This window comes from Acinetobacter sp. 12966, from assembly GCF_031196995.1.
Taxonomy (GTDB): domain Bacteria; phylum Pseudomonadota; class Gammaproteobacteria; order Pseudomonadales; family Moraxellaceae; genus Acinetobacter; species Acinetobacter geminorum.
Window position 1 is genome coordinate 21,584 of the sequence record NZ_JAVIMC010000136.1, and the last position, 14,538, is coordinate 36,121.

At 40.3% G+C, this 14,538-nt stretch carries 13 protein-coding genes and 1 pseudogene; all 14 read left to right on the plus strand.

The features are described 5' to 3' along the window. Positions 1–413 precede the first annotated feature (413 nt). The 14 genes and pseudogenes from RFW85_RS18940 to RFW85_RS19005 all read left to right on the plus strand — a co-directional run bounded on the left by RFW85_RS18940 (position 414) and on the right by RFW85_RS19005 (position 14,507). Positions 414–869, plus strand: a complete 456-nt coding sequence (locus RFW85_RS18940; protein ID WP_139845890.1) for a hypothetical protein — start codon at positions 414–416, stop codon at positions 867–869. Positions 870–929: 60 nt separating this feature from the next. After that, positions 930–1,364, plus strand: a complete 435-nt coding sequence (locus RFW85_RS18945; protein ID WP_078377864.1) for a hypothetical protein — start codon at positions 930–932, stop codon at positions 1,362–1,364. After that, complete coding sequence (locus RFW85_RS18950) at positions 1,333–1,974, plus strand: putative metallopeptidase (protein ID WP_309171786.1); 642 nt, start codon at positions 1,333–1,335, stop codon at positions 1,972–1,974. The genes RFW85_RS18945 and RFW85_RS18950 overlap by 32 nt, the downstream gene beginning before the upstream one ends. A gap of 58 nt (positions 1,975–2,032) precedes the next feature. Next, the gene (locus RFW85_RS18955) at positions 2,033–2,548 is read left to right on the plus strand and encodes a DUF2280 domain-containing protein (protein ID WP_309171787.1); all 516 of its coding nucleotides are present in this window, start codon (positions 2,033–2,035) and stop codon (positions 2,546–2,548) included. Continuing rightward, a pseudogene (locus tag RFW85_RS18960) lies at positions 2,508–2,993 on the plus strand (terminase large subunit domain-containing protein); the annotation flags it as partial. The gene RFW85_RS18955 and the pseudogene RFW85_RS18960, both read left to right, overlap by 41 nt. A 5-nt stretch (positions 2,994–2,998) precedes the next feature. After that, entirely contained in the window at positions 2,999–6,271 is a 3,273-nt protein-coding gene (locus tag RFW85_RS18965) for a transglycosylase SLT domain-containing protein (RefSeq protein ID WP_309171788.1), read from the plus strand. A gap of 80 nt (positions 6,272–6,351) precedes the next feature. Beyond that, entirely contained in the window at positions 6,352–6,777 is a 426-nt protein-coding gene (locus tag RFW85_RS18970; RefSeq protein WP_000089177.1) for a hypothetical protein, read from the plus strand. 445 nt (positions 6,778–7,222) lie between these two features. Beyond that, positions 7,223–7,699, plus strand: coding sequence for a hypothetical protein (locus RFW85_RS18975; RefSeq protein WP_309171789.1), 477 nt, complete (start codon positions 7,223–7,225; stop codon positions 7,697–7,699). Next, complete coding sequence (locus RFW85_RS18980; protein WP_309171790.1) at positions 7,700–8,206, plus strand: DUF1833 family protein; 507 nt, start codon at positions 7,700–7,702, stop codon at positions 8,204–8,206. Then, positions 8,203–8,523 carry a hypothetical protein gene (locus RFW85_RS18985; protein WP_309171791.1) on the plus strand — a complete coding sequence of 107 codons (321 nt, stop codon included), beginning with the start codon at positions 8,203–8,205 and terminating at the stop codon, positions 8,521–8,523. Before RFW85_RS18980 ends, RFW85_RS18985 begins: the two co-directional genes overlap by 4 nt. Beyond that, a complete protein-coding gene (locus RFW85_RS18990; protein WP_309171792.1) occupies positions 8,520–11,351 on the plus strand; it encodes a host specificity factor TipJ family phage tail protein in 2,832 nt (943 codons plus the stop codon). Before RFW85_RS18985 ends, RFW85_RS18990 begins: the two co-directional genes overlap by 4 nt. 60 nt (positions 11,352–11,411) lie before the next feature. Next, entirely contained in the window at positions 11,412–13,133 is a 1,722-nt protein-coding gene (locus RFW85_RS18995) for an SGNH/GDSL hydrolase family protein (protein WP_309171793.1), read from the plus strand. A gap of 2 nt (positions 13,134–13,135) precedes the next feature. Next, entirely contained in the window at positions 13,136–13,870 is a 735-nt protein-coding gene (locus tag RFW85_RS19000) for a hypothetical protein (RefSeq protein ID WP_309171794.1), read from the plus strand. A 247-nt stretch (positions 13,871–14,117) separates the two neighbouring features. Continuing rightward, positions 14,118–14,507, plus strand: a complete 390-nt coding sequence (locus RFW85_RS19005; protein ID WP_309171795.1) for a hypothetical protein — start codon at positions 14,118–14,120, stop codon at positions 14,505–14,507. Positions 14,508–14,538: the final 31 nt, after the last annotated feature.

The window sequence follows — 14,538 nt, forward strand, 5'->3', positions numbered from 1 at the left end:
TGGAGATATTTCCGAATAGATATTTCCTATTTCAGGTTTAAGCGTTTTTTTTCGCTAAGCCCATTTCTGAATAAAAATAGGAAGTGGGCTTTTTTATTTTTAAATATTTCAGTATTATCAGTGTGTTGCTTTAAGTAACACTAAACCTTATTGATCAGCGCAAATATCAAAAAGGGGGAGCTTGCCTACTAGGCAAGCTTTTTAAATTGATGATTTAAACACAATAATCCATTTTAAAGCTCAATAGAAAGATCAAACTTCCATAGCTTTTATTCGTACTAATTTATTGAATATAATCGTTTTTATAATTTTTAAAATTTCCTTAAACTAAAAATGGAAAATTTCTTGTTGCAACATTGTTATAATAGGACTACCTTAAGAAAAATACTTTATAAAAATGAGGAGCTGCTGAAATGCCACAGTATCTCATGTTTGCGGAAAATATTTATAACAAAATTAAAGATGAGGAATTGTTTTCACATGACTGTATTGAAAATATGAACTTACTTATGACATGTATACGCAGAGAAATTGAGGGAACAGAATTTAAATTAAAATTTAATTTTATTGATTTTGTTGAATTGTTCAGTAGACCATTAGATGAATGTAAAGTAAAAATAGATGTGAGTTTGATTCCTCCTCATAATTCAGAAGGTGAGTATATTTTATGGTTAGCTGGATTTATCGAAAAAATTACAGAAGGTGGACCTAAACCACCTCCGCCTATAAAGAAGTTTATTCCAGAGTATATGAGCTTGAAATTTGAATTAGATTTTTTACCCTTAAATGAGGAAAAAATTCAAAACGAAGGTAAAGAAATTACGGATTACTTTAATTCAAAGCTCTATAAGTCAACTTTTAAGAAGTAATACTATATTGCCTGTGAGTTTAGCCACCGCCTTAGGGCGGTTTTTTTATGGGTGAGAATAATGGATTCTACAGAATACTTTTGGCTTACTCGGAAAAAAGAACCTAAAACTAAACCTAAAAGCCGGCCATTGCCTAAGGCGAAGCAAAAATATCTCGAGGCTGAGGCAACACTTAAGGAAGAGCTTGAGGATTTGTCGATTGGATTTGAACAGAAGTTTCAGCCGATCCATACCAAACACTGGCGCTTTGACTTTCATATTGTGAAATTGCGTTTGCTCATTGAAATTGAGGGCGGTTCCTGGTCTGGTGGGCGTAGTGGAAAACTGTCAAATAAAGCATGGAGTCTTGATCGATATGATCATGCTGAAGAGATGGGTTACAAAATAGAGCGCTTTCATCCAGACTCTGTTTTGTCGGGATATGTCATTAACTGGATAAAAGACGAATTAGCGAGAATTGAAGATGGAGCAGATCAGACCATTTCCACCGACTGATTTTATTGATCAAGCAGATGAAGAAGAAGCAATAAGACTAACACCAGCACCAGATCTAAAAAAATGGGTTGTTGCTAATTACTTAACTATTGGTGGACCTCTTTATAACCCCGATCATGATCACATAGCTGAGCTGCTTCACGATAATGAAGAATTTTTAGCATTTGCTTGGGCCTCTTCTGCATATAAAAGCAAGCAAGCTATGGTGTTAGGCCAGTGCGAAAAAGTCATGTTCAATGTTGGTGGCTGGCGTAAAGCTAGACAAGAGCAACAGATGCGAGACTGGTTCGGCTTTGTGCCAACATACTTAATAACTGTCGACGCTTCTTTCTGTGAGCGTGCAAACGATACAGAGTTCTGTTACTTACTTGAACATGAGCTTTACCACATTGGAGTGATGAGAGACGAGGACGGAGAAATTGTTTATAGTGATAGTTCTGGTCTTCCTAAGCACTATCTTGCTGGTCATGACGTTGAAGAGTTTATTGGCGTAGTTAAACGGTGGGGACCAAGTAAGAATGTTAAGCGACTTATTGAGGTCGCAAAAAATCCGCCGTTTGTTTCGAATCTTGATATTTCAAAATGCTGCGGAAACTGCGTAATCAACTGAGCCGAATGGCTCTTTTTTTTGCCTTCTTTGCTAGACGTAGCTAGACAAAGGTGGGGGTATGGCTGCACTTAAAGAACAGGTAAAAATATTTATTGTTCAAGCGCTTGCCTGCATGGATACCCCTCAACAGGTAGCTAATGCTGTCAAGCAAGAATTTAACATTGAGATTGATCGAAAACAGGTACAACTTTATGACCCGACAAAAGCGGCAGGAAAGAATTTAAGTAAGCAATATAAAGACCTTTTTCATAAAACCCGAGAGGACTTTAAAAAGAATGTTTATGACATCCCTTTAGCCAATAAAGCCTATCGGCTTAAAGAACTTCAGAAGATTTATGAAGACTGGAAGAACAACAGGCTTATGAAGCAAGGGGTTATTAAACAGGTTCGGGAAGAAATGCAGGGTTATGACCTGATGTTATTAAATCTTGAGTTAAAGCAACTTGAAATTGAAAAGTTGAGAGAGGGTGAAGGTGATGAAGATCCAACACCAGTCAAGGTAACTATTCAAGTTGTGGATGCGAGTAAAAAAGATGCCGAACATCAATCCGACACTGAATGTACCTCAGGCTAATTTTTTGCAGATGGAAAAGAAGTTCCGCGCATTCGTCGCTGGCTTTGGATCGGGAAAGACTTGGGTTGGATGCTCCAGTTTATGCAACAAAGCTTGGGAATTTCCAAAAGTACCTTTGGGTTATTTTGCTCCAACATACCCGCAGATTCGCGACATTTTCTTTCCAACTATTGAAGAGGTTGCTTTCGATTGGGGGCTTAAAACTAAGGTTTATGAAACCAATAAAGAGGTGGATATCTATTATGGTCGCCAATATCGAACGACAATCATTTGCCGGTCTATGGAGAAACCAGCAACAATTGTAGGTTTTAAAATTGGCCACGCCCTGATTGATGAACTTGATGTTATGGCCAAGGTCAAAGCTCAACAGGCTTGGCGTAAGATCATCGCACGTATGCGTTACAAGCAAGCTGGTTTGCTCAACGGTATTGATGTGGCCACAACACAGGGATGCTAAGTAATGCTATTACAAAATTCGTAGGTGAAGCAGGTAAAGGATCTGGAACAGCCCAAGTATTATCAGGATCTATTCAAACTCTGGCTGGCAACTTAGATGTCTTAACCTCTGCAATGATGGTTGGTGGAGCATATTGGCTTGGAACCTACATTCCAGCAATCTATGCCTCTGGTGTTGCTGTAGCTGCAAAAACGAAGGAATTAGCGGTTCAAACCGTAACGCAGTATGCTGCAATTCAGGCCGAGCGCGCTGCTGCTGCTCAACAAGTAATTAGCACTCAAGCCGCTGTTGCAAATACTCAAGCAACTTTAGCTGCTATTGCGGCTGAGAAAGCTCTAGAAGTACAGCGCCTTAAATCTCAAATTACTGAAAAAGGCAGAACAGCGACATTAACTCGTATGGCTGAGTTAAAGAAAATTGAGGCTCAAGTTACAAGAGAATTGGCAGTAGCGGAAGGTGCACTGGCAACGGCTCAGGCTAGATCGGCAGCAGCTGGTGCGGCAAGTGTAGGGATTGGTACACGACTTTTAGGCTTACTAAGTGGTCCTGTTGGTATTGGCATCACAGTAGCAAGTTTAGCAGCCGGATATCTTTTAATGCGAGACAATGGCGATAAAGCCAATGACATGCTTGAGAAGCAATCACGTTATGCAGGCATGGCAGCTGATGAACTCATGAAGCTTGAAGGTGCACAAAAGCGAGCAGCGGAAGGTGAACTGACAAAGCAACTAAGTTTACAGAATGCTCAACTATCTAAATCTCAGAACGAGTTCTTGTTACTTACTCAGTCTATCACTGACAACAATAAGCAAAGTGCTGAAGCTTATCGAATATGGGCAGAATTAAAAACTGGCGTTATTGATGTAAACCAAGCTTTCAATAGATTAAATCAACTTTCGTTCATCAGTTCGGATCAAATTAACCAGCTGGCTGATAGCAAGAAGAAAGTAGATGAAAACTCAAAAGCTGTTAAACAAACAAACGCAGAGTTAAATCAGGTTCGCGCGTCTGGTGCCAATGCAAAAGCAGGTTTCAATGATGTTAGTCAAGGTGCGAAAGGAGCAGTTCAAGACGTAACTGAGCTTAATAAAAAGCTTAAGGACATCAATAAATCACTTGCAGATCGTAAATGGGATGCAGACTTTAAGTCGGTTTTGATCACTAAATATGGTAGATCAGCAGAAGAAGCAGAGCTTCTGTTACAGACTTATCGAGAAAACCAGAAAAAAGGTTTTGCAGGCGTCACAGTTGAACAAGACAAAATTATTAAAGGCATTATTAGTCAGGAAAGTGCTCTTGATAATCTTGTAAATAAGGATAAGGAGCGCACTAAAGAGCTTGAAAAACAGCAAAAAGTGCTTTCTGTTAATGCCAAAGTTCAGGCTAATGCTGCAAAGTATGGTTTTGCTGGAATTGAGTCTAAATATAATTTGCCAGCTGGTACTTTGTCTGCGCTACATATGATTGAATCACGTGGCAATGCCAGAGCATATAACAAGACTACTGGTGCTACAGGTGGGTTCCAATTTCTTGAAGGCACAGCTAAGCAATATGGCGTAAAAGACCGATATGATTTAGCTCAGTCTGCCGAAGGTGCTGGAAAGTACATGTCTTATCTTTTAAAGCTCTTCAAGGGGGATTTAGAGAAGGCAGTACGTGCTTATCATGCTGGTGAAGGTAATGTTCAAAAGGGTAAAGGTATTGGTAAATATAACAACCAATACTGGAAGGATTATCAGGGCTATATGGCTGGTATTAATGGCTATGCAGCTGGCGATATCACCTCTAAAGATTTTGATAGGCTTATTCAAGACGCCACAAAAATGGCAGAAGAGCAGGCTAAGTTACGCCTTCAATTGGAAAACGATGTAGCCAATGAAGTGACCAAGATCAGAAATGATCTTGCCAAGAAATTGGAAGATGTTGATAGAGCCAACTTTACCCCAGAACGCAAAGCTGAAATTAAGGCAGAACTTCAAGCTCGTGCTGACAATGATGTTGCCATAGCTCAGCAAGCTCTTAAAACAAAGCTTGATGACTATAAACAGTTCAACATGACTGAGGAGCAGCTACTTAAGGAAAGTTTTGATCGTAAGAAATTTTCTGCGGCACACGACATTGAATTAAGTAAGTCTGAGCAGAAGCAAGCTGTTGAATTGCTAGAACAGCAATATCAGGATGAGTTGGAATTAATCAACCTCACAAAGGCAGCACGCCAAGCGTCATATGATCAAGCTAATTTAAAGGCATTGCAGGAGCTAAAACAGGAGCGAGACATTTTAGCAGCACCAATATGGCAAAGAGCTGGACTTTCTTTACAATTTGGAGAAAGAAATACTCTTTCTGAAAACGACGCCACTCTTATTAATAAGGGTGACGAGGCTAAAATGAAGCTCAAGCGGAAAGAAATTGATCAGCTTGAATACAATAAGCGAATTGAAGATGCTGTTAGGATCCATGAAGAGAACAAATTCAAGATCCAAGAGGAATATGCACAGAAATATCAAGATTTGCAGCAATCACAGCATCAAACTCAGCTTGAATTGTATGGTTCTCTATTGTCACAGGCTTCAACAGTTTGGAGCAGTATGACCGAGATGGTTAAAAGCTCGGCTGGTGAGCAAAGTTCTGCATATAAAGCCATGTTCTTAATGCAGCAGGCGATTGCAATTGGTCAGGCGATAATAAGTACTGAGCTAGCAGCAACAAAAGCCTTAGAGCTTGGCCCTGTTCTAGGTATTCCAGCATCTACTTTAGTTCGTGGAATGGGTTATGCAAGTGTTGGCCTAATTGCGGCACAAACAATCGCAGGCTTTGCAAATGGTGGTTACACTGGTCGAGGTGGAAAGTATGAACTGGCTGGCGTTGTCCACAAGGGTGAAGGAGTTTTGACTCAAGAAGAAATCAGAGCTTTAGGTGGCCCACAAGGTTTCGAGAGTTTGCGAAGGTCAATTCGTGGAGGCTACGCGACTGGTGGACAGTCAGATTTTATTGCTTCTCAGCGTGAAATGAACCAGTACAACGCGATTAACTCTAATCCTACTAATGGTAGTGCCACTGTCTTAGAACCAATCGTGAATGTCTACGTCATGGAAGGACAAACCGCTGACGTGACTAGAAATGATGATGGTTCATTAGATGTTCGCATTAGGCAGATTGCTGGGGAGGTTGCGGAGAAAGTTTTCCTACAGGGAATTCAAAACCCTAATAGTAGAATCAGCAAGGCATTCAAGCAAAACTACAATGCAACACCTAGACGGCAATAATTGGTAGCCACTTCGGTGGCTATTAAATTTATTCTTTGATAGATTCTAATCTTCTTAATTAAACTTTATGGAAAAGAAGAATGAGTAGAAATGATACTAATTTATTGATAAAAGCAATTTCTGAAAATGCACATAGAGAAGATTATTATCCAGATTTCTATGTGACAGTTGGGGTTGGTGGCAGCGTAATTACTGGTACTGCAATCAGTGAAGAAGAATTTTTCGAACTCGAAGAAAATTCACTTTGGAAGGAATTCTTTTATTCCCATATCAAAGAGCCAAGAGAAGAGATAATTAAAAAGTTAGATGATGGTGAGGAAATTAAATTTCCAGACTCACTTAAAGAACATTTTTTGTATCTTAAAGATGCAAAATATATTCAAAACTCAAAATTGTTCCCAGCTGCGGGCAGACCATTAAGTATTCAGATCCGTGTTTCTGATATTTCAACTTTAAGCCTTGTTGAATTTTGTCAGGGCAAGCCTGCTGATGAGCAAAACCCTTAATTAGAAGTACACACATAAGAGAAGAACTGTAAACGGAATGTAAGTAAAACCGTTAGAAGTATCACGTATAAGAGAGAACAAACGAAGAGCTGCCTAAGGGCGGCTTTTTCTATTTCTGAACTCGGAAAAACCGACGGAGGAACTAAAAGATTGAAGGATTTAAAATCCTAAATAAGCAAAAACCCCAGTGTTGACGCACTGAGGTTTTTTTAAATCAACTTAACCAGAGCAAGATTAAGGAGAAAACAAATCTATATGGAGCATTTTAAACCAATAGTGGAGTTAATGAAAGTGTGTATTGAAAAACATGGGTTATGGCAGACCATTATTGCCTTTATGATCCTATTCTCGGTGCCAATAGTACTTTGGAAACTACCTGAAATTATCGCAGCAATTAAAGCTTAAAACCGACCCACTTAGAGGTCGGTTTTTTTATGGGGCTAATATGAACACATTAAAATACTGCTCAACACAAGAAGGCTATTCTGTCGCATTCCAAAGTGGGGTAGCTTCACAGGATTTGGATGGAGGAGCACCGCGCAATAGAAGGCTGAGTAAAAATAGCTTTCACACTGTTAGCGTTCAATGGAAGGTACTTGAAGCTGGATTTCAATATCTTGATGCGTTCTATAACGTTTGGTGTGAAACACCAGGAGAGATGTTTAATGCTTCACTTCGGGTAAATGGACCAGAGTTCAAGCCCTATAAATGCTTATTTGTTCCAGATAGCTTCCAACTAACAAGTATGCAAGGACCAGTTTATACAGTTACTGCTCAGTTACGCGTTAAGCCAATAGTAGACTCTGAACTTAATAAGATCATTGTTGAGACTGGCAACGATGGGGAGGACTTGGCGTCATTAGTAAATCCACTCGAAGAGCTGGTGAATGACGATCTGCCAAGAGCGATGGAGGGTATTTAGATGCCTGACTATACATCCTTCTTTCTGAATTCAAGCAGTGGCGTAGTGCCATTAGAGTGTGTTGAAATTTCTCATCCTGACTTTACAGAGCCATTCCGATTCGTAAAAAACGATACTGAAGGTGTGACTGTTAAGCATGAGTCGGCAGGACCTGATGTTCAATATGAATATCAACCCATGTCTATTCAGCGCTCTACCGTCACTAACGACCTTGACCAGAAGCTTAGCCTAACCATTGGTGATGTAGATGATGAACTAATTAAATCGGTTGTTTCTGCACGTTTAGGCACTAATTGGAAAGTAAGACCTTCTGTTAGATGGCGGTTATATCGTGACGATGATTTAACAGCTCCTATGGTTTCATTGCAGACATTGGAGATTGCCACTTTATCGAAAGACAATTCAGGCAACTGCACTTTTGATGCTCAAGCACCGGAACTTAACAGCGTGAAGACTGGTGAAATCTATTCTCTAGAAAGGTTCCCATTGTTGCGGGGCATGATATGAACCTAGACCATCTCCATAATCGCGTTTGGACTAAAGACTATACCTGCAATGAATTTCTATGTGATGCATGGAAGGACGTCACAGGTCGCGATCTAAAAAAACGACTCGAACGATTTTTAAATGGGAAGGGTAGCTTCAAGAAACTGAAGGAACCTATTTCCCCCTGTATTGTCTTTTTTACTAATGGCAAAAGAAGCTCGGCACATGTCGGGCTTTTTTATTGCGACAAGGTTTGGCATTTAACTGGTCGTGGTGTTCAGTATGTTGAGCTTGAAGCAATTTCTATGAACTTTCGGGAAACGAGGTTTTATAAATGAGTTTGAAAAAAGTCATCATCGTTCCTGATCCGTACAGTGAAGAAGGGCGTTCTGAAGAATATGTTGAGGACGTTTTAGCTTATATCTATCAACAGTTTTCTGTTTGGCCTGAAGATGCAAGGATTTATCATAATCACATTGCTGATTCTTGTGATGTAACGCCATGCAATCCTAGAATTATTGACGCTCAAATTAAGCACTTGCAGGCACTTGATGGAACGTTCTATGTAGTAATTAAGGGCGCAGTAGTTTTGTGGCTACCTTATCTATACTATGCAATTGTTGCAGCGACTGCGGTTTACAGCCTTTATACCGTTTTAACTATGCCAAAGCCTCAAGCACAACAGGCAGGCTCAGCAAACAATGAATTGGCTCAGCGTACTAACCAAGCAAGGCTTAATGCACGTATTCCAGACCCATTTGGAAGAATTCGTTCTTATCCCGATCTAATCGCGCAAACCTACACGATTTATAAAGATGGCATCGAGATTGAAGAATGTTTGATGTGTATTGGTCGCGGTTATTACCAAATATTGGATATGCGAGACGGTGATACAGATGTAGCGAATATTGCCGGTACATCAGTTTCAGTTTATGACCCTTTTACTTCGATTATTGGAACACCGATTTATCAAGTAGGCGAGTCATTTACAGAGCTTCCGAAGTTCGTACGCAACTCAGCATCTATCAACGGCCAAACTCTTGAACTTCCCAATAATGCAGTCCTCGAGTCGAGCAATGTATGGTTCCAAAGCCCTAATCTAATTAAGGCCACAGGGCTAGACTTTACACAGTACTTTGCAGCGACTGATCGAGTTGCCTTAAGTGGTGCTGTATATGGTGTTCAGAATGTAAACCTAAGCGGATCTATCATGGTGAATGAAGACAAGATAGTTATTATCGAGTCATCTACTAATATTGATAATCCAAACTTATTTAAAGGTTTGCAGCTCACTGGTGCGCTTGTAGAAATAGAAACAACTTCTGGCACACCACCTGTTACTGAGACAAATACACGGGACTTATCGGGGCAATTTGTAGTATCTGGAGTAACTAAGACTGTTATTACTGGCGGCTTCCACTATGAAATAACTTTATCTAACCCAGAGAAGGCAAATGCAAACTGGTCTTATGTGGATAGTAGTTACACCATCACAGCCGGTGCTTCGCTAAACCGTAATACCAATTCAATTACTCTCGATGACACTTATACGATTAACAGCGTAACAGCCGATACGATTGCTTTAGTCAATCCATCTGCGATTAACAGTGAGTGGGATAAACTGCTGACACTGCCCGACCAAAGCACACAAGGGCAAGAGGTTTTAGTTCGCTTTGATGCTGTAAGTAACAAGTATGTCGGCTGGTTTAACTTTGACATGCCAGAGGCGACACAAGCTGTCTTTAACTTCTTCTTTCCGAATGGCCTGTTTTATCAAGACAGCAAAGGTGGGGTCTGGGAAGAAAAAATTACAGTCATTATTGAGTTGCAGGCGATCGATAGTAACGGTGATCCAGTGGGATCCATCACTACCATTAACCAAGAGATTAAAGCTAACAATAAGTCCCAGTTTGGTAAAACGATTTACATTGATTTGCCTACTGTTGGCTCGTTCCGTTTTCGCTTAAGCCGAACTACAGCAACTCAAGCGGGTAAAACTCAAGACACATGCAAGATTAAGTCTGTCTACGGCATGGCTGATTCTGATATCAGTGACTATGGCAATGTAACTGTTGTTCGCTCTCGAACTGTAGCTACTGATGGTGCTCTAAGCATCAAAGAACGTAAGCTCAATTGCTTGGTTAATCGCAAACTTCCACTTGATGGTACAGGGCCTTTACAGGTCACACGTTCAGCAGGGCAAGCACTTATTAATCTGGCTTTAGATGAGCATATTGGTCGTCGAACTAGCACAGAAGTAGACATTGCACAAATCAATGCAGAGATAGCCAAAGTTAATGCTTATTTTGGTTCAGACCTCATGTCTGAGTTCAACTATACCATTGACGATGACAATCTAAGTTTTGAGGAAATTGCAGGGATGGTGGCAAGTGCTGCTTTTTGTGAGCCGTATCGGTTCGGAAGTCTAACCCGTCTCAAATTTGAGCAGCCGCAAGAAAATGCTGTTTTACTTTTTAACCATCGAAACAAAGTGCCTTTAACTGAAAAGCGCTCTTATACATTCGGTGTGCAGAAAGACTATGACGGGGTGGAGCTTGAATATACTTCTGATGTCGACGATGCGCGTGTGAAATACATCATTCCTGAAGACATCACGCCTAAGAATCCGTTGAAGATTACTACAACTGGTATTCGCAATGAAGCTCAAGCGAAAGTAAGAGCTTGGCGTGAATGGAATAAGCTTCGCTACAAGTACATGTCTTGTGAAGTGGAAGTTCTAGACGAGTCTGAATTGCTGATCCGAAATGACCGTATTTTGATTGCTGACAACACGATTGTAGACACTCAAGACGGTGAAGTTGAAGCAGTAAACGGATTGATTATCCAGACATCGCAGCCTTGCACATTTGATGTTGGTAGTGATTACTTCATTCACTTGCAGATATCGAATGCCACTGTAGATGTGGTGCCATGTACGGCAGGTGTTGATAAATACCATGTAGTGCTTAGTCGGCCGCCAGTACAGCCTCTAGTAGTAAGTGATGATCGATACGTTAAAACACTTTACACACTAGTTCGTGCCGATCAAACAGAAGCGCAGGAATTCATGCTTGAAGAACTTACGCCTCAAACACAAATGACCAATACGCTTAAGGCTTCAAACTACGATGCCCGATTCTATGAGCGTGACCATGACTTTATTTAATTAATTAACAGAAATCCAAGCCCCTTAACTGGGGCTTTTTTTATGCTTGGAGATTTTACAATGGCTGACATTGTTACGCGTACTGAGCTTGAAGAGGCGAAAGTAGATTGTAAGGACTTGGGGGACACCCTTAATACAAAGCAAGTCATAAACCCTCGATGGGGAGAAGCGTTTTACTCACTTCCTTTAGCTATTCAAAAGATCATGGAAACTGGTGGTTTTGAACCATTTCCGACTGAAGCTGAATTGCTTGCTAGTACGCCAACAGTTTCGCCCAAAGCGGCAAAAGCTATGGATACCAAGAAAATTTGGTATTGGGGAAAATACGAAGGGGAAACTGTTGATGCCTGGCATGACACTGGGTTAAGTGAGCTAGATCAAGCACTAGCTGCACTTGATACAAAAATTGGTACTTTAGAGGATTTGTCAACAGTTTTTCCTTTAATCCTTGATCGGCTAAATCAATGTGCACTTTGGCTTGATGCAAATGGAAACTTGGGTTTTCCTGACTTAGCATTGGGTACGCAGCAAAGGGTTAAAGAGGGTGTTGGTATCGGTGTTTTTAATATCGGTACTGCTACTATTCCAATATTGGTTGACAAAATTGGACAAAGTCCGTTCTGGTTGCGCAATGGAAAAATAGGATTTGCTGGCTTGGCTGATGAAACAATCGTTTTGCTTCAGGAAATTCTTAGCATTGACGTGTCCACAAAAAAGAATAACGTAACCAATGCTGCATATCCAATTGTTAGTGATGGCGCATCATTGACTCAATGGCGCGCTAAAGCAGCAAGACTCAAAAAAGGAGATACTCAACAGCTTAAGGTGACTCTTGCGGGTGACAGTTGGACTGAACATAGCACTATTGCAACTCAACTTTCAGATATTCTCAAGGCTGAATATGGGGTGGCGGGTTCTGGCTGGATTAATATTGCGCCTGAGAAAAACATGTTGGACGGTGTGGTAATTAATAAATCTGGTAGCTGGTCTATATTTGATTTAAACACAACAACGAATCAGCCTGCGTATGGGTGTGGTCCGGATGGTTTTAGTGCTTCAAGTAGCACGTTAGGCTCTAAAATTAATCTTTCTAACCTTGTGAATGGTGATCAACTAACCATTTTTTATGGCAATAGTGGCGGTACTTTTTCGTATAAGTTAAATGGTGGCCCTGCAACTAACGTTGTATCTTCAACCTCTGATAATAATGTAAAAAGCGTAACTATTTCAGGACTTACTGGAACAAACGCGGTTGAGATTGAAGTAATTAGCGGTACTGTCGCAATTCACGGTTTTCACTTAAGGAAAACCACGGGTTCGGGAGTTGAGCTAAATAAATGTGGTAATGGGGGGGCAACTGGTGAAGACTACATTCGTATCTCACCAACTTATCCACAAAAATACGCCTCATTCTTAGATTCTGACGTTGTTGTGATGATTCTTGGTACAAATGACTATCGGTTGGGCAAAACAGTGCAATCTTTTAAAGATGGTATTACCAAGTTGATATCAGCATATCGAGCAGTAAATGCGAATTGTGGGGTTATTTTGATTGCTCCAGCTCGTTCAAATGCAACCCAGTTAACCCCTTTATCTGAATTTCAGAAAGCTATCTATGACCTAGCTTTAGAAAATTATGCTGAATATTACAACATGTATGACGATTGGAACGTGTGGTCAATTGAGAATGTGAATGATCAATGGGCTGACTATTTGCATGTCAGCACTAAAGGGGCTTTTCGCTTATCTAAAAAATTATTTAAATCATTTTTGGAGATTTAATCATGAGTAACTTTTTAAAATTAGATGTCGTATTGCCACCGAACCCAAACTATTTGATTTTAAGCCAACTTGAGCTTCCACCATCTGTGGCTAATATTGGTTCTGTAGCACATGCTACAAAACTACAAAATAAACTAATGACAGTGGTTGGGACATCAACTGTTATTGGCAATCTTACATTTGATGAAACTGGGGCTACAGTTGGGGCGAATGGTTACATTAATACTCATACTGATGATGCATTGCAGCAGACTCTTATTGTGGTTGCAATGCCGCTCATAAGTGCAGGTTCGCACCTTGCTTTATCAAATTTCTTATCAGAAACAATTGCTACGTCTGGTAAAGCTGGCGGCCTATCTTTGACACACGCAGCTGGTTATTACCCAAATACCAGTCAATCTGCTATGGCAAATACGCCATTAAATGGAGAATTGAATACATGGTCCATTCTAGCTGTTTCTCGTAATAGTGGTAGTTATAGCTTTGTGAGTAGAAAAAAGGGCGCTATTTCAAATCAAATCACTGTAACAGGCTACGCAGATTTGCAAGCAGAATTACAAGCATTCTGTATCGGTGGTTCACTCACAATGGGAAATTATGCAGCGAATGTTAACAATCATTCAAAAGTTGCTTTGTCTGCAATACATAATAAAGCATTAACTCAAACTGAGCTTGTTGCTTATGTAAATGCATTGGCTGCTGACATGAATGCGATTGATTCAAGCTACAATTTATAATTAATTATGAAAAATTTAGATGCAGTTAATGACGCCAACGTGGACCGGCACAGATTTAACAACTACATTTGGAGGATTATAACCAACAACCCCATATTACATTCGTGTCGCTGTACGTGACGTATGGGAAAACACAGTCTGGAACTATACAAATCAGATTACTCAAAGTACTTCTGAAGGTTAATTTAAATTATTTACTTAGCACCCGATCGGGTGCTTTTTTTTGCCTACTTCTGGAGTAAAAGGCATGGAACCAGTTTCTACAAGCGGTTTAACAGCACTATTAAAATTTTACGGTGCAGCAATTATGATTACGCTTGCAATTGCATTAGTTGCAGCAGTTGTTTTGATGACACGTATGCCACGCTCACCGAGAGAATGGGCAGTCGGCCTGATCTGTACGGTTGTATCAAGCTTGGCGGGTGGTTCATTCATTATTGTGAAGTGGGGACTTCATGAATGGGTTACTGATGTATGGGGGATGATTGCACTTGGTGGGTTCTTCTTTGTTTGTGGATTACCCGGTTGGGCTTTAGTCCGATGGATCTTTAACTTCATTGATAAGCAGGAAGGTAAAACGATCGTTGAAGTGATCAAAGAGTTTAAAAAAGCCAGAAAAGACATTGAAAACAGTTAATGCCGCCTTCGGGCGGTTTTTTATTACCTAA

Excerpts from the sequence above, each read along its gene's own strand:
- RFW85_RS18940 (WP_139845890.1), top strand. The coding sequence starts at position 414 with ATGCCACAGTATCTCATGTTTGCGGAAAATATTTATAACAAAATTAAA.
- RFW85_RS18945 (WP_078377864.1), top strand. The coding sequence starts at position 930 with ATGGATTCTACAGAATACTTTTGGCTTACTCGGAAAAAAGAACCTAAA.
- RFW85_RS18950 (WP_309171786.1), top strand. The coding sequence starts at position 1,333 with ATGGAGCAGATCAGACCATTTCCACCGACTGATTTTATTGATCAAGCA.
- RFW85_RS18955 (WP_309171787.1), top strand. The coding sequence starts at position 2,033 with ATGGCTGCACTTAAAGAACAGGTAAAAATATTTATTGTTCAAGCGCTT.
- RFW85_RS18965 (WP_309171788.1), top strand. The coding sequence starts at position 2,999 with ATGCTAAGTAATGCTATTACAAAATTCGTAGGTGAAGCAGGTAAAGGA.
- RFW85_RS18970 (WP_000089177.1), top strand. The coding sequence starts at position 6,352 with ATGAGTAGAAATGATACTAATTTATTGATAAAAGCAATTTCTGAAAAT.
- RFW85_RS18975 (WP_309171789.1), top strand. The coding sequence starts at position 7,223 with ATGAACACATTAAAATACTGCTCAACACAAGAAGGCTATTCTGTCGCA.
- RFW85_RS18980 (WP_309171790.1), top strand. The coding sequence starts at position 7,700 with ATGCCTGACTATACATCCTTCTTTCTGAATTCAAGCAGTGGCGTAGTG.
- RFW85_RS18985 (WP_309171791.1), top strand. The coding sequence starts at position 8,203 with ATGAACCTAGACCATCTCCATAATCGCGTTTGGACTAAAGACTATACC.
- RFW85_RS18990 (WP_309171792.1), top strand. The coding sequence starts at position 8,520 with ATGAGTTTGAAAAAAGTCATCATCGTTCCTGATCCGTACAGTGAAGAA.
- RFW85_RS18995 (WP_309171793.1), top strand. The coding sequence starts at position 11,412 with ATGGCTGACATTGTTACGCGTACTGAGCTTGAAGAGGCGAAAGTAGAT.
- RFW85_RS19000 (WP_309171794.1), top strand. The coding sequence starts at position 13,136 with ATGAGTAACTTTTTAAAATTAGATGTCGTATTGCCACCGAACCCAAAC.
- RFW85_RS19005 (WP_309171795.1), top strand. The coding sequence starts at position 14,118 with ATGGAACCAGTTTCTACAAGCGGTTTAACAGCACTATTAAAATTTTAC.